We start from the raw sequence: 13849 nt of genomic DNA, 5'->3' as shown, positions 1-13849 counted from the left end.
TGTGCTGATTTCGCGTTGTGCCTGTTGGCATAACGCGTCTCTCCTGTTACAAAGACCTTTGCACTCTTCTTCTCATCATTACACACGGCAGAAATACTATGAACGGCAGCCAGACATTGGTTGTGAAATTGGGCACCAGCGTGTTGACCGGCGGATCGCTGCGTCTGAACCGCGCCCACATTGTCGAATTGGTGCGCCAATGTGCGCAGCAACACGCCGCGGGCCACCGCATTGTCATCGTCACTTCCGGCGCCATCGCCGCCGGGCGCGAACACCTGGGCTACCCCGAGCTGCCCGCCACCATCGCCTCCAAGCAGCTGCTGGCAGCGGTAGGGCAGAGCCGGCTGATCCAGCTGTGGGAACAGCTGTTCTCCATTTACGGCATTCACGTCGGGCAGATGCTGCTGACGCGCGCCGATCTGGAGGACCGCGAGCGCTTCCTCAACGCGCGCGACACCATGACGGCGCTGCTGGATAACCGCATCGTGCCGGTAATCAATGAGAACGACGCCGTCGCCACCGCCGAAATCAAGGTGGGCGACAACGATAACCTGTCGGCGCTGGCGGCCATTCTGGCCGGGGCTGACAAACTGCTGCTGCTTACCGATCAGCAGGGCCTCTACACCGCCGATCCGCGCAACAACCCACAGGCCGAACTGATCCGTGAAGTGCACGGCATCGACGACGCGCTGCGCGCCATCGCCGGCGACAGCGTCTCCGGTCTGGGCACCGGCGGCATGGGCACCAAGCTGCAGGCGGCCGACGTGGCCTGCCGCGCCGGCATCGACGTGGTGATCGCCGCCGGCAGCAAGCCGGGCGTGGTGGCGGACGTGATCGAAGGCAAACCGGTGGGCACCCGTTTCCACGCGTTGGAAACCCCGCTGGAAAACCGCAAGCGCTGGATCTTCGGCGCGCCACCGGCCGGTGAGATCACCGTCGACGATGGCGCGGTGGAAGCGATGATGGCGCGCGGCAGCTCGCTGTTGCCGAAGGGCATCCGCGAAGTGAAGGGCGACTTCTCGCGCGGCGAAGTGATCCGCATCCGCAACCTGGCGGGGCGCGATCTGGCGCACGGCGTCAGCCGCTACAACAGCGACGCGATGCGCATGATCGCCGGGCACCACTCGCAGGAAATCAGCGAGATCCTCGGTTATGAATACGGTCCGGTGGCAGTGCACCGCGACGATATGATTGTCAGTTAAGGAGTGAGCATGCTGGAGCAGATGGGGAAGGCCGCCAAGCAGGCCTCCTGGCAGCTGGCGGTGCTGAGCACGGCGAAGAAAAATCAGGTGCTGTCGGTGATGGCCGACAGGCTGGAAGCCAAGAGTGAAGCGATCCTGCTGGCGAATGAACAAGACATGGCGCAGGCGCGCGCCACCGGCATGAGCGAAGCGCTGCTCGACCGCCTGCTGTTGACCCCGGCGCGGCTGGCGGCGATCGCCAACGACGTGCGCCAGGTATGCCGCCTGAACGATCCGGTCGGCCACGTGCTGGACGGCAACCTGCTGGACAGCGGGCTGAAGCTGGAGCGCCGGCGGGTGCCGCTCGGCGTGATCGGCGTGATTTACGAGGCGCGGCCGAACGTCACCATCGACGTCGCCAGCCTGTGCCTGAAAACCGGCAACGCGGTGATCCTGCGCGGCGGGAAAGAGACGCACAACACCAACCAGGCGACGGTGAAAGTGATCCAGCAGGCGCTAGAACAGTGCGGTCTGCCGGCGGCGGCGGTGCAGGCGATCGACAGCCCGGATCGTGCGCTGGTGAACGAACTGCTGCGCCTGGATCGCTATGTCGACATGCTGATCCCACGTGGCGGCGCCGGCCTGCACAAGCTGTGCCGCGAGCAATCGACCATCCCGGTGATCACCGGCGGCATCGGCGTGTGCCATACCTACGTGGATGCCGATGTCGATTTCGACAAGGCGCTGACGGTGATTGAAAACGCCAAGATCCAGCGCCCGAGCGCCTGTAACTCGCTGGAGACGCTGCTGGTGAACCGCAGCATCGCCGCCGAGTTCCTGCCGGCGCTGAGCGCCAAAATGGCGGCGGCGGGCGTGACGCTGCACGCGGCGGAAAACGCGCTGCCGCTGCTGCAGGGCGGCCCGGCGACGGTGGTGCCGGTGAACGCGGAGGATTACGACGACGAATGGCTGTCGCTGGATCTGAACGTGCTGCTGGTGGACGATATCGATCAGGCCATCGACCACATCCGCACTCACGGCACCAACCACTCCGACGCGATCCTCACCCGTTCGCTCAGCAGCGCCGAGCATTTCGTGCGCGCAGTGGACTCCTCGGCGGTGTACGTCAACGCCAGCACCCGCTTCACCGACGGCGGCCAGTTCGGCCTGGGCGCGGAAGTGGCGGTGAGCACCCAGAAACTGCACGCCCGCGGCCCGATGGGCCTGGATGCGCTAACCACCTACAAGTGGATCGGCTACGGCGACGATCTGGTGCGCAGCTAAGGCCGCATTGCGATCATAAAGAGGTCAGGGCGCAGCGTGCTGCGCCCTGATTTTTTTGGAAGGGGCAACGTGGGGCAGTCTGGCTGCTTGCAAAACAACCAAACGCCCCGGCGGCTATTGACTCATTTCGCGCGCAGGTCTACCTTGTTCAACGCACTTCCGGCTTGCCCCGCAGGCCCGGCTCGATGCCGATATAGCTCAGTTGGTAGAGCAGCGCATTCGTAATGCGAAGGTCGTAGGTTCGACTCCTATTATCGGCACCATCTCTCCTTCAGATTCCCTTTGCTTACCTTTTTGCCGGTTAAACAACCGTTTAATTAATCACTGTTATAATTACCCCTGTTGAGTCTTGATGGGTGAATGTTTTCTCCTCAAGCATTGCGATGCGGCGCTCTGTGGAGCGGCATCCGTTTTTAGGCATGCCGGTGGTTCGGTGAGAAGTAAGGAGAAGTGCACTATGAGCAGAAAAGACAAGCTCGCGGCGGCCCTGCTGGCCATCTTCCTGGGTGGGCTGGGCATTCACAAGTTTTACCTGGGGATGAAGTGGTGGGGGCTGTTCTACCTGCTGTTCTGCTGGACGGGGATCCCGGCAATTGTCGGCTTTATCGAAGGCATTATTTATCTGTTCCAATCGGAAGAGAAGTTCAACCAGAAATACAATCCGGGTCTGATTTAAGGCTTTGCTGACGGCGCCTCCTGTTAAGGGAAGCGCCGTTTTTCATTCCGCTACTGTTTCTTCATCATCTTGCCGCGCATTTCTTCACTCATCATTTTATTCGAGCTGGAAATGACGCAGTTATATTGCTTGCCTTGGTTGATGATCATAAAGGTGCTGACCGGATCTTTAAAATCCTTGTCGATGGTGAAATAAATATAGGCCTGCGGCAGCGCGGCCGGTTTAAAGGCGCCGAAGGCATACACATCCGCCAGGCCCAGCGCGGAGAGATCGACCGTCAGCTCCATCGGTTTCATAGAGTCCGGCGATGGGAACATCGACTTGGCCGACATCATCATGGTGCTGCTGTTGATGGTGTAATCGGTTTTGACCTTCATGCCCATATATTTCGATTCCGGCATGGAAAGTTCTTTTTTGCAGGCGGCGTCGTGCTGCGGCGCCGGGCTGCCGTTTTCCATCACGGCATGCACATGTTCCAGCATCACCGCCGCGCTGCCGGTGGTAGGCTGCGCATCGGCCGCGTAAGCCGCGCCGCTGAAGACGGCCACAGAGGTAAGGATAATGCCCGTAACGATTTTCATTGTCGCTCTCCGGAATGCTAATAATGATATTAATTGCGGTGTGTAGCCTATTGGTCCGATAAAATGCAAAGTGACCCGTTCCGCGGAGATAAAATATCCTCGGAATTTTTATAATTAATAGCGTTTCACCCACGCGGTATGCGAGGTTTGTTTAATTATATTGGGAGCCTTTCTCTTTTGTTTTTCAGTCTATTTACCTGCATATAAAGAGTATGTATAAACATAGTCAATGTTTAGAATATGCACAAATTACTGCAGTTTTTTTTCCCTTTTATCTTTTGGTTTTTAATAGGGTTGCGAATATTGCATTGAGATACAGGGAGTTGTCTTTTCTACGTTCAAATCACTCTTTGAAGCGTTATTTATGTGATCTTTGTAGTCACAGAAATAACGCTGAAATTATTATCTTTCTATTTAACGGCTAATTATTCATGGCATAGGCTTCAACCCTTTGCGTTTCCTGCGCTAGAATCAGGCGGTTTTCTCGTGGAAAAGGATATCGCCATGGCCGCCTGGGCCTTTTTGATCGTCGGTTGGGGGTTGATTTGGCAGGATCACCCGATTTTCGGCGTGCTGTGCATCGCGCTGTTTGCCGTGCTGCAATGGGTGAAGTACGCCGCTAAAGGCGTGCAAGACCCCGAAGAGGCCGCAGAGTGGCGCAAAACCGACTGGCATTCGCAGCCGATTGAAATGGCGCACGCCGGCGACAGCGATCGGCAGATTGGCGGCGTGGGGGAGCTGGGCATGGGCGGCCCCAGTTTTTGGACGCTGCTGCTGCGTGACGGGGCGATTGTGCATGGCGCCTGTGCGGCGCCGCAGGACGTGGACGATGGCAAGCTGCGCCTGATCCCGACCCGCAGTCGTGAGGGTGAGGGGCTGACGGTGTACGAGCCTGCTGCCCGGATGATGTACGCGCTGCCGGCATTGACCGATCGCGAGCAGGACGCGCTGGCCGCCGGTACCGCCGAGGCGCTGGCGCGGCTGCGGGCGAGGTGTCGGCAGGCGGAGGCTACGCCGTTGCACCTTGTGCGCGGTCTGTGGGTGCCGCCGTGGACAGAGGATCCGGCCGATCGTCTGGAGATCGCCTTGCCCAACGGCCGGGTGCTGGCGGCGCGCTTGATGTTGTCGGCGGATCTGCGCCTGGCGGACGATCCTGCCGCGCTGCTGCACGCGCCGCCTTATGAGCTGTTGCTGGATAACCGGCCGACCGATCGCTTCGTGCGCGATCTCGAACGCGTGGCGGGATCCCCAGCGGGCTGCGGCTTGAGCGTCGGCGGCTGCCAGTTCCACGGCGAGCATATCGTCGATGGCCTTTACCATCTGTACTTCGCCGGCGAGTGGTTCAGCCTGCTCTCTTATGCACATAAACCGGCGGGCGGGCGCGGTTCGGACACCACCTTTTTCGTCGAGCGGGTCGAGCCGCAAGACGGCGGGGTGTTTGTGATTGAATGGGATGCCTACAGCGTGGGGCCCGACGGGCGTGAGCCGCGCGTGCCGGCCCCGCCGGTATTGGTTATCGCGGTGAGCTGGCAGGAAACGCCGCTGCAGCTGCCCACGGCCAATAACCGCGTGACCGTGCGTTTGCCCAACGCCACGGCGTAAGGCTTAGGGCAGCACCCTGACTTCGCCGTTGTGCAAGGTCAGCACCGCGATCGGACTGCCGGAGAAGCACTCCCTAAAGATCCAGTCGCTGGGCCGAAACGCCGCCGCAGGCAGCCCGGCCTGCCACTCCTCCCACTGCGGGGTCGGCTTATCCGGCGGTAAAGAGAAAGAGACCAGCCAACCCGCTTCGCAGTGCACCCTTTGGCCGCTCGGGCGGGTAAAGGTATGCGCGCTCGCCAGCTCCATCACCGGCGGTAAAACCTCGAAGGCGATGATCGGTACGCCGGCCACGCTCTGCGGCTGAGGAAAACGCACGGCGGTCACGCCGTTCATCGTGATAGGGCTGTCTTCGGTGCCGGGCAGGCGTGGCTCCTGGCGGTTTACCCAACTGCCTTTCGGCAGCGTCGTTTCACCGAACGGCTTTGCCTCGTCGAGCGTCAAGTAGCTGCGTTGATTCCAACGATCTTCCGCCCGCTGGCTCTTGATGTCCTGGATGGCCATGCCGATCAGCATCAGCGCGAACGCCACCGGGTAGATCGCCAGCGCCGAGGCCAACAGATAGCCGCCCCAGGAAAGCGGCGGGCGCGGGCGGCCGCAGCGGGCGGCGGCGTAGCGCCAGCCCCACCAGGCGAGCAGGATGCCGGCGAGCAGCAGGGCCAATAACAGCGCCAGCAGGCCGGCGGCGCCGGCGCCATAACCTAACAGCATGGCAAGTTCCTTATGTTCACGGCGTGGTGGAGCGATAGCGAACGAAGTAGGGCAGCGCCGGGATCTCCCCGTCATCGTCATAGTGGCTTTCTGGTTCGATCACGGTTTGGCGCGCGTCGTCGCGCCCGTTGTACCGGTACTCCAACGGCTGTCGGTAGTGCACGTCGGATGAGCGCAGATCGAAAATCAGCGAAAGACGCGCATCGCCGTTATCCGTTTGGGCGACCAGCTTATCGTTGCCCGCCCAGAGCTGATACAGCGATTTATCGCCGGTCTCCAGCAGCACCTTCAACTGCCCGTCGGATTGATAACGCAGAAGCTGATACAGCCCTCTGTCCAGCGTTTGTGCGATCAGGTAGATGCCGCCGTCCGGGGCTTGCGCGCTTTCCTCCACGCGCACCAGCAGCCAATGCATTTCAATCACCTCGCCGGTTTTACCGTTAACGGCGATGTGTAACGCGCCAGATCCGAGCACCGGGTTCATCCAGAAATGCACGCGGTCGCCATCAATGGCGGTGAATATCTCGGGTACGGATTTGCGCTTACCGGAGGCGTAAGCCGTCGGTGACTCCTCCTCGCCGCGCTCAAAGCCCAGCAGTTGCCGCGCGTCCAGCAGCGCCGGCAGATCCAGCGTCTGCCGCCAATGGGCGCCGAAGTCCGGGCTGTAGAATACGCCTTCGGTGCTGATGAGATACAGCGCGCGTTTTCCCGGTTGCGCCACCAGTTTGCCGCCGACAAAGGAAGGTCGGTTGTCGTCGCCCTCCGGCCAGGGGATCAGCGCCCCGATGGTACCCCGTTGCACATCAACCAGCCTGCGGCCCTCAGAGAGAAAAAGCACGCACTCCTGCTCGCCGCAAACCGCATCGTGGATCAAGTCGTCGAGTTCCCCCAGCATCTGTAACCCTTTTGGGCCGGCAAACAGCACCTGGCTGAGGTAGTTGGCCGCCCAACCGTAAAAGCTGTTGTACGCGCGGTCTTCACTTCTTTTGCTGGTGAGCAGCAGGGCGCCGTCCTGCGCCGGGTAGCTATGGATGAGATCGTACCGGGCTATCGTCGGCAACGCCTGGTCGCCCCGAGTCCATTGCCACTGCGCATAGCGTTGCTCAGGGGCGAGCAAATAGACGCCCAGCGCGCTGGCTAAAAACAGCGTCAGGATAATAAGGGGTCTTTTATAAAGCGCTAACGTCATCATTTCAGCTCCGTCACCTGAGCCTGCCGCCACAACCTGCGACGCAGATTTCGCAGGTATTTAAACGTTTTAAACGTGCGGTGCTGGTCAAAAGAGTACAGGCGACAGATCTGGGCGAAACCCTCGATCAGCAGCGCCAGGCCGCTGACCATCAGCATCAGCAGCAGAATAATCGGCGGCAATTCACTGCCGAGGCGCTTCAGGGTCCAGGCATCCAGGTAAAAGCCCGCCGGGGTATCGGCGTTATCCACCACCGTCATGCCGAGCACAAAACACGCCACGATTGCCCCAAAAATGAAGACAACGCGCGCGCACAGGTTAAGGCCGGCTTCGGTGAAGTAGCGGCTGCCGCCGATGAGATAGGTTTGGCGATCGCGATGATTGATGATCCCACGCACCGTCGGCAACTCGGGGACGGTGTCGTTTTCGCAATACAGCACCTGCAGCGGATCGCCTTTGGCGATGAAAAGCGGATGTTGCCGACGAAATACCGGGTGCAGTTTGGTATTGGGGACGTTGAGCGCGCGGGTCGTCAACGCGAAGTGCGTCTCCTTCTGACGCCACGCATAGGTGTCCAAATACTGCACCTGCCGCGGGATCTCATAGTGGCAGAGTTCGTAGCTCAGGGCGTTGACCGTCTCGATGCCGGAGGCCTCGACGCCCTCGGGGAGGGGGAACTCGGTTTGTGGCATTGTGGGCGCTGGCGCGGCGTCTGCGCGGACGGCCCGGTATCTGATGCCGGGGATTTTCAGGCTGAGCGAGCCGGGCGGCGTGACGTCTTGCCCCTGCAGCACGCGATCCAGCGCTCTGAGCAGGCGCCTGCGGCCGCGGTGCGCAATCAACAGGAGCTCCGAACCGACGAACAGCACCATGCCGATGCCGATAAGGCCGGCGATGATGGCGATAAAGAACAGGACGATGGTCAGCCAGGAATCTTCCCGGTCCATGATGAAAAAGGCCGCCGGGAAACCGCCGGCCAGCGCCGCGCCCAGCAGCAGCAGGGCGAAGTATTTCAGCTTATATTTCAGCGTTCTGTCAGGCTCCAGCCGGCCTTTCGTGCCGTGCAGCAGCCAGTGCAGCCAGTAGCTGCCGTCCCGCAGGCGGTGGGCGCCGATCTTCACCCGATCGCCGGCAGCGAGCCTGGCCAGCAGATTTTCGCTGTCGCTGAAGTCATCGCGATAAAAAAAGAACGTCTGGCCGGAGGCGATGATCCTCACCAGATTGTCGGGCGCCGTCTGTTGGCAAGCGCATTGCTCGACGGTCACATGAAAAAATTGGGTTTGCATATCATTCCCTGTCAGCAGGCGTGGTCCGAAAATTCATCCCTGGCGCCGGATGGTCAGCGCTTTTTCATCAGTGGCAGCATGCGCACCAGCGCATTGTCCTTGACGATATAGTGGTGGAATAGTGCGGCGGCGGTATGCAGGCCGATCAGCCAGTAGCCGAATGACGCCAGCGTTTTGTGCCAGCCGATAATCGCCCGCGCCTGCGGCCGATCGGCCACGTCGGCGAACGGCATCGGCAGGCCGAATAGATACCACTCTGTGCCCCCCAGATAGCGCGAATAGACCCCCAGCACCGGCAGCGTCAGCAGCAGCAGGTAGATCAGGGTGTGCGTCAGGTGCGCCAGGCCGGTTTGCCACTTCGGCGGTTTGGGCGCGATGGCGGGCGAGGGGTGGCGCCAGCGCAGGAACAGGCGGGCGATCATCAGCGCAAATACCGTTACGCCGCAGCTGAAGTGGGTGACAACCAGCACGTACCAAGGGGCGCTGCCCGGTTCGGCAAAGCTCCGCAGCTCGATGGTGACACAGGTGATGACCAGCAGGATCGCCACCAGCCAGTGCAGGCGAATTTGCCACGGCATGTAGGTGTTCTGCACCGGGTTACCTTTTGATGTTAAAGGGTCTGTGCGTCGATGGTAACGAAATGTTACATCGGAGGAAAGCGCGTGCGCGCAATTTAGGCAAAACGCCAGGTTCAGCTCGCTTATTAAGCTATTGGTTTAGTGGGATATGCGTCTGGTGATAGGTGAGCGCCGTAAGTTATGAAGCTAATAATGATAGGTTCAGAGGCTGGCAGCTTATTAAGCGATGAAGCGGGTTGCGCCGCAGTCCGCGCTGCGGCGCCTAAGATCAGTTCAATTTGGCCTTGGCGAAATCGCTGCCGTTCACGTCCACCACATAGCCGCTCAGGTTGCTGCGGGTGGCGTAGAACACTTTGCCGGTGGCCAGCGGCAGCCACGGCGCCTGTTTGGCGAAGATCACCTGCGCCTGTTGATACAGCTTGGCGCGCGCCTGCGGCTGGTTCTCCTGGATCGCCTGCTGGATCAGCCGGTCATAATCCTTATCGCACCAGCGTGCCACGTTGGCGCCGCTCTGCACGCCGGCGCAGCCGAGCAGGGTGGCGAAGTTGTCCGGATCGCCGTTGTCCGAGACCCAGCCGTACAGCGCGCTCTGTTGCTCGCCTTTGCGCAGCCCGGCCAGATACTGCCCCCACTCCCAGGTGACGATCTTGGCCTTCACGCCCACCTTCGCCCAGTCGCTCTGGATCATCTCGGCGATGCGCTTGGAGTTCGGGTTGTAAGGGCGCTGTACCGGCATCGACCAGATGTCGGTTTCAAAGCCCTGTTCCAGCCCGGCCTGCTTCAGCAGCTCGCGCGCCTTCTGCGGATCGTAGGCGTACTCCGGCAGTTTGTCGTTGTAGCCCAGCATGCCCGGCGGCAGCAGTGAATTGGCCGGCGTGCCGCTGTCTTTGAACACCGCGGCGACGATCGCTTTCTTGTCTACCGCGTAGCTCAACGCTTGGCGCACCAGCAGGTTGTCGAACGGTTTTTTCTGGGTGTTGAACGCCAGATAGCCGACGTTCAGCCCGGTAATGTCGTGCAGCTGCAGGTTGCCGTCGGCCTTGATGGCGGCGAACTGTTCCGGTAGCGGCGCGGGGATGATCTGGCATTCGTTGGTTTTCAGTTTGGCCAACCGGGTTTGCGGATCCGGCGTGATGGAGAAGATGAGGTGCTTGCTGGCCACTTCGCCCTGCCAGTAGTGCGGATTGGCGATGTAGCGGATCAGCGAATCCTGTTTGTACTGCTGCAGCGCAAACGGCCCGGTGCCGATCGGCCAGTTGTCGACGTATTCCGGCGTGCCCTTTTTCAGCATGGCGTCGGCGTATTCGGCGGACAGGATCGAGGCGAAATCCATCGCCCAGTCAGCGACGAAGGCGGCGTTGGGCTGGCTCAGCGTGAAGCGCACGTGATGCTCGTCCACCGCTTCCACCTTGGTGATCAGCTTATCCAGGCCCATGTCGGTGAAGTATTCATAGTTGCCGCCGGAGACCTTGTGATAAGGGTTAGCGGGATCCTTCTGCCGCATCACGGTGAACACCACGTCTTCGGCGTTGAAGTCGCGTGTCGGGGTGAAGTATTTGTTGCTGTTGAATTTCACGCCCTGGCGCAGGGTAAAGGTATAGGTCTTGCCGTCCGGGCTGACGCTCCACTCGGTGGCCAGCGACGGGGCCGGGGTTTTATCGCTTTCACGCAGCGTCACCAAGCGGTTGTACAGCACCTGCGAGGTGGCGATAAAGGTCGGCCCGGAGCTGGAGAGCTGCGGGTTGAACGATTCTGGCGAGGCGACGGTGCAGTACACCAGCGCATCGGAAGCGGCCAGCGCGCCGCCCGCCGACAGCAGGCCGCAGCCGGCCAGCACCAATCCGGCGATAGGGTGTTTTAAAAACGTCAAGGCAAGATCCTCAGGTGGAGTGGGCCGTTACCGGCGAATTGATCTAACTATAGATAACGGATGGCGAGACGGGGAACAAGCGTCTCACCTGCGCATTCTGTGCGCCCCGCGTTGCCTGCCGCCGCAGCGCAGATCTACACTGCGGGACAATCAGTCACTCGCAAGGATTTCCCGATGAGCCACTTTCGTCCTGTCGCCCTCGAACACGCCAGCCGCCTGCTGAACCACGGCCCGACGGTATTGATCACCAGCCGCAGCCACGACGGCGCCAAACGCAACGTGATGGCCGCCGCCTGGTCGATGCCGGTGGAGTTCAGCCCGCCGCGCATCGCCATTGTGGTGGACAAAGGGGCGCACAGCCGGCAAATGATCGAGGAGAGCGGCGCATTCGGCATTTGCGTGCCGGCGGCCATGTTCATCGACGCCACCTACGCGGTTGGCAGCGTGTCCGGGCTGGATGAAGACAAGTTTGCCCGCTTTCACATCGCCGCAGCGCCGAGCGCCACGCTGCAGGTGCCGCTGATCGAACAGGGTTGCGTGGCGTGGCTGGAGTGCCGCTTATTGCCGGAAAGCGGCGCACAGGAAAAATACGACACCTGCTTCGGCGAGGTGTTGAGCGCGGCAGCGGACGAGCGGATGTTCCAGCAAGGGCGCTGGAACTTCACCGCCGCCAATGCGGATCTGCACACCATTCATCATCTGGGGGCCGGCAACTTCGTGCGCAGCGGCGAGACGCTGCGGGCCAAACCGCTTTAATCGGTCTCGCGCCCGCGGTCGGCATCATAGCGCTCGCGGGCGGCGTCCAGCTCGGGGAAATGGTATTCCGCCCATCGGTCCAGCGCCGCCAGCGTCTCGACCAGCGAGCAGGCGACGGCGCTGAGCCGGTATTCCACATGCGCCTGATTCTTTTCACTTAAATCTAGCCGTTCGAGCAGCCCGTTGCGTTCCAGCTGGCGCAGCGTTTGCGTCAGCACCTTCTGCGAAATGCCGTCGATGCGGCGCAGCAGCTCGCCGTTGCGCATCGGGCGCTGCGCCAGCGCAGGCAGGATCAGCATCACCCACTTGCCGGAAATCAGCGCCAGCGCATCGCGTGCGGAACACTTGCTCGAATAGACGTCGCCGGGATAAGCCATTGGGGGTTACCTTCAGGTGCGTAATTGCCAAGGGGACGATAAAGCCACAGCATAACAGCACCACCTTACAACGGGAGACACAGGATGAACGTGCTGATTGTGCTGGCTCACCCCGAGCCGCATTCTTTCAATGCCCATTTGGCCGAACAGGCGCGGCAGGCCTGGCTGGCGCAGGGGCATCAGGTGAAAACGGTCGATCTGTATCAGGAGGGGTTTGATCCGCGCGAGGGCGCCGGCCATTACCCCAGCAGAAAGCAGGTGGACCGGTTCGATGCGATGCAGGAGCAGCGCCATCACTGGACGATCCAGGCGCTGCCGGCGGAGATCCGGCGGCATATCGAGCTGTTGCGCTGGGCGGATACGCTGGTGCTGCAGTTCCCTTTCTGGTGGTTCGGCGCGCCGGCCATCATCAAGGGCTGGATGGATCGGGTGTTCGTTTACGGCGGGATCTACGACAGCCGCCACCGCCATGAGAACGGCGTGATGTGCGGTAAGCGGGCGCTGCTGACCGTGACCGCCGGCGCTTCCGCACAGGCCTGCGCGCCGAACGGGCGCGACGGCGATATGCGGCTGATGCTGTGGCCAATCATGCATGCGCTGCACTATATCGGCTTTAGCGTGCTGGAGCCGTTCCTGGTCTATGGCGTGCGCGGCGGGTTGGCGGGCGAAGCTCTGCAGGCGCAAAATGCCGCTTTGGCACAGGTGACACAGACGTACCGGGACGGTTTGAACGCGTTTTCCACCTGGCCGGCGGTGCCGTTCAATCGCAATGAAGATTTTGACGCCGATCTGGCGTTGAAGCCCGGCGCGCCGGTCTACAGTCCGTTCGTGCGGCACCGCGATCCGGATTAGAACCCGGCCTTCAGCAGTTCCTCGCGCAAATCGTCGATAATCGCCGGTTCGATGTCGGGGAACTGTTGCTGAATATCGGCGATGGCTTCGGCCACGCTGGGGCCGGCGAAAGTGCCGGAGAAGGGCAGCAGCGGCAGATTGGCGTCGCTGTCCGGCAGTTCGCCGCGGATGGTGCCGGTGATCATGCCCGCTTTTTTTTCCGCCGTGAGGTCGTACTCCCCCACGTTTTTGTCGATCGGTTTCATTGGCCGCCTCGCTGTCGGTGAGTGTTTACCCTGTTTTGTTAAAGCATAGTGTTTCAGGCAATGAATACCAATCAGTGTATATAATATTAATATAAAACAATGTGATGCGTTTTTTGTCGTTTGACGTTTGCCGGGTTGCGGCGCTATGCTCGTGGCGCTAAAGGAACCTTCCTCACTGACAGGGACAGACGACATGAAAAGACTGAAAAGCGCGGCGCTGTTGTTGCCGCTGTTGGCGCTCAGCGCCTGCACCCATCACCTCAGCAGTGCCGAGCAGCATGCCAAACACTACGTTTATCAAACTCGCGACGATTTTGATCCGCAATTCCGCACCGATGTGAACGGCAGTATTAAGAACGCCGTGCCGATGTTCGAACAGTTCTACCAACTGGGGAAAAAGGATCGCGCGGCAGGCGTGGCGCGCAGCGAGGCGCAGAAAAAGGCCGATTACCTGGCCAGCGCGGAGTTCCAGCAGAACATGGAACACAAAACCATTTTCATTAATCGCGCCTACAGCAGCGCCGACAATCCTAAGCGCCGCCAGGTGCTCTCACAGGAAGCGGTAGGTGCGTACTGGGACGGTTACGAAGGTCGCTGAACATAATCCCTCACAAATAGAAGGTAATAAAAACTGGTCTTCTGGCGGTTATTTGATTATAAAAAC

The 13849-nt window shown here is 60.6% G+C and carries 15 protein-coding genes and 1 tRNA gene; 8 read left to right on the top strand and 8 right to left on the bottom strand.

The window, feature by feature from the left end; genetic code table 11:
• Positions 1-98 precede the first annotated feature (98 nt).
• From proB to ACJ8HA_RS13095, 4 genes are all read left to right on the top strand, one after another.
• Positions 99-1202: a glutamate 5-kinase gene (gene proB, locus ACJ8HA_RS13110; RefSeq protein ID WP_015376738.1), complete on the top strand. Its 1104-nt coding sequence runs from the start codon at positions 99-101 to the stop codon at positions 1200-1202.
• Between the two features lie 9 nt (positions 1203-1211).
• Positions 1212-2465 carry a glutamate-5-semialdehyde dehydrogenase gene (gene proA, locus ACJ8HA_RS13105; RefSeq protein WP_442515362.1) on the top strand — a complete coding sequence of 418 codons (1254 nt, stop codon included), beginning with the start codon at positions 1212-1214 and terminating at the stop codon, positions 2463-2465.
• 187 nt (positions 2466-2652) lie between these two features.
• Positions 2653-2728, top strand: a tRNA-Thr gene (locus ACJ8HA_RS13100).
• A 194-nt stretch (positions 2729-2922) separates the two neighbouring features.
• Positions 2923-3141, top strand: a complete 219-nt coding sequence (locus ACJ8HA_RS13095; protein WP_015376761.1) for a TM2 domain-containing protein — start codon at positions 2923-2925, stop codon at positions 3139-3141.
• Between the two features lie 50 nt (positions 3142-3191).
• On the opposite strand, the gene ACJ8HA_RS13090 is transcribed toward ACJ8HA_RS13095, so the two are convergent.
• Positions 3192-3722, bottom strand: a complete 531-nt coding sequence (locus ACJ8HA_RS13090; protein WP_197812890.1) for a hypothetical protein — start codon at positions 3720-3722, stop codon at positions 3192-3194.
• Between the two features lie 486 nt (positions 3723-4208).
• Here ACJ8HA_RS13090 and ACJ8HA_RS13085 point away from each other — a divergent pair, with 486 nt between their 5' ends.
• Complete coding sequence (locus ACJ8HA_RS13085; RefSeq protein ID WP_311271983.1) at positions 4209-5324, top strand: hypothetical protein; 1116 nt, start codon at positions 4209-4211, stop codon at positions 5322-5324.
• A gap of 3 nt (positions 5325-5327) precedes the next feature.
• Here the strand turns inward: ACJ8HA_RS13085 and ACJ8HA_RS13080 are convergent, their stop codons facing one another.
• From ACJ8HA_RS13080 to ACJ8HA_RS13060, 5 genes are all read right to left on the bottom strand, one after another.
• Entirely contained in the window at positions 5328-6032 is a 705-nt protein-coding gene (locus ACJ8HA_RS13080; RefSeq protein ID WP_167324856.1) for a hypothetical protein, read from the bottom strand.
• 16 nt (positions 6033-6048) lie between these two features.
• Positions 6049-7224 carry a hypothetical protein gene (locus tag ACJ8HA_RS13075; RefSeq protein ID WP_149570260.1) on the bottom strand — a complete coding sequence of 392 codons (1176 nt, stop codon included), beginning with the start codon at positions 7222-7224 and terminating at the stop codon, positions 6049-6051.
• Entirely contained in the window at positions 7221-8507 is a 1287-nt protein-coding gene (locus ACJ8HA_RS13070; protein ID WP_173889204.1) for a hypothetical protein, read from the bottom strand. Before ACJ8HA_RS13070 ends, ACJ8HA_RS13075 begins: the two co-directional genes overlap by 4 nt.
• Before the next feature lie 53 nt (positions 8508-8560).
• Positions 8561-9085: a cytochrome b561 gene (gene cybB / locus ACJ8HA_RS13065; RefSeq protein WP_238969642.1), complete on the bottom strand. Its 525-nt coding sequence runs from the start codon at positions 9083-9085 to the stop codon at positions 8561-8563.
• A gap of 268 nt (positions 9086-9353) precedes the next feature.
• A complete protein-coding gene (locus tag ACJ8HA_RS13060; RefSeq protein ID WP_025301682.1) occupies positions 9354-10955 on the bottom strand; it encodes an ABC transporter substrate-binding protein in 1602 nt (533 codons plus the stop codon).
• Between the two features lie 174 nt (positions 10956-11129).
• On the opposite strand from ACJ8HA_RS13060, the gene ACJ8HA_RS13055 reads away from it, so the two are divergent.
• Positions 11130-11711 (top strand): flavin reductase family protein, encoded by a 582-nt coding sequence (locus tag ACJ8HA_RS13055; RefSeq protein ID WP_238969008.1) that lies wholly within the window; start codon positions 11130-11132, stop codon positions 11709-11711.
• Here ACJ8HA_RS13055 and ACJ8HA_RS13050 read toward each other — a convergent pair.
• The gene (locus ACJ8HA_RS13050) at positions 11708-12088 is read right to left on the bottom strand and encodes a winged helix-turn-helix transcriptional regulator (protein WP_060447667.1); all 381 of its coding nucleotides are present in this window, start codon (positions 12086-12088) and stop codon (positions 11708-11710) included. The genes ACJ8HA_RS13055 and ACJ8HA_RS13050 overlap by 4 nt on opposite strands.
• Positions 12089-12172: 84 nt before the next feature.
• Here ACJ8HA_RS13050 and ACJ8HA_RS13045 point away from each other — a divergent pair, with 84 nt between their 5' ends.
• On the top strand, positions 12173-12940 hold the full coding sequence (locus ACJ8HA_RS13045; protein WP_049208678.1) for an NAD(P)H-dependent oxidoreductase: 768 nt from the start codon (positions 12173-12175) through the stop codon (positions 12938-12940).
• Here ACJ8HA_RS13045 and ACJ8HA_RS13040 read toward each other — a convergent pair.
• Positions 12937-13185, bottom strand: a complete 249-nt coding sequence (locus tag ACJ8HA_RS13040; protein WP_019454278.1) for a hypothetical protein — start codon at positions 13183-13185, stop codon at positions 12937-12939. The two genes, ACJ8HA_RS13045 and ACJ8HA_RS13040, sit on opposite strands and share 4 nt — an antisense overlap.
• Positions 13186-13378: 193 nt before the next feature.
• Between ACJ8HA_RS13040 and ACJ8HA_RS13035 the strand changes: the two genes are divergently transcribed.
• A complete protein-coding gene (locus ACJ8HA_RS13035; protein WP_060447666.1) occupies positions 13379-13783 on the top strand; it encodes an Exc2 family lipoprotein in 405 nt (134 codons plus the stop codon).
• The last annotated feature ends 66 nt before the right edge of the window (positions 13784-13849 follow it).

Source organism: Serratia sp. CY33802 (assembly GCF_052169095.1).
GTDB lineage: Bacteria > Pseudomonadota > Gammaproteobacteria > Enterobacterales > Enterobacteriaceae > Serratia > Serratia bockelmannii.
Note: the sequence above shows the minus strand (reverse complement) of the source record. Positions and strands in the feature narration are given on the sequence as shown.

Excerpts from the sequence above, each read along its gene's own strand:
- proA (WP_442515362.1), top strand. The coding sequence starts at position 1,212 with ATGCTGGAGCAGATGGGGAAGGCCGCCAAGCAGGCCTCCTGGCAGCTG.
- ACJ8HA_RS13080 (WP_167324856.1), bottom strand. The coding sequence starts at position 6,032 with ATGCTGTTAGGTTATGGCGCCGGCGCCGCCGGCCTGCTGGCGCTGTTA.
- ACJ8HA_RS13045 (WP_049208678.1), top strand. The coding sequence starts at position 12,173 with ATGAACGTGCTGATTGTGCTGGCTCACCCCGAGCCGCATTCTTTCAAT.
- ACJ8HA_RS13075 (WP_149570260.1), bottom strand. The coding sequence starts at position 7,224 with ATGATGACGTTAGCGCTTTATAAAAGACCCCTTATTATCCTGACGCTG.
- cybB (WP_238969642.1), bottom strand. The coding sequence starts at position 9,085 with ATGCCGTGGCAAATTCGCCTGCACTGGCTGGTGGCGATCCTGCTGGTC.
- ACJ8HA_RS13070 (WP_173889204.1), bottom strand. The coding sequence starts at position 8,507 with ATGCAAACCCAATTTTTTCATGTGACCGTCGAGCAATGCGCTTGCCAA.
- ACJ8HA_RS13090 (WP_197812890.1), bottom strand. The coding sequence starts at position 3,722 with ATGAAAATCGTTACGGGCATTATCCTTACCTCTGTGGCCGTCTTCAGC.
- ACJ8HA_RS13040 (WP_019454278.1), bottom strand. The coding sequence starts at position 13,185 with ATGAAACCGATCGACAAAAACGTGGGGGAGTACGACCTCACGGCGGAA.
- ACJ8HA_RS13095 (WP_015376761.1), top strand. The coding sequence starts at position 2,923 with ATGAGCAGAAAAGACAAGCTCGCGGCGGCCCTGCTGGCCATCTTCCTG.
- ACJ8HA_RS13050 (WP_060447667.1), bottom strand. The coding sequence starts at position 12,088 with ATGGCTTATCCCGGCGACGTCTATTCGAGCAAGTGTTCCGCACGCGAT.
- ACJ8HA_RS13035 (WP_060447666.1), top strand. The coding sequence starts at position 13,379 with ATGAAAAGACTGAAAAGCGCGGCGCTGTTGTTGCCGCTGTTGGCGCTC.
- ACJ8HA_RS13055 (WP_238969008.1), top strand. The coding sequence starts at position 11,130 with ATGAGCCACTTTCGTCCTGTCGCCCTCGAACACGCCAGCCGCCTGCTG.
- proB (WP_015376738.1), top strand. The coding sequence starts at position 99 with ATGAACGGCAGCCAGACATTGGTTGTGAAATTGGGCACCAGCGTGTTG.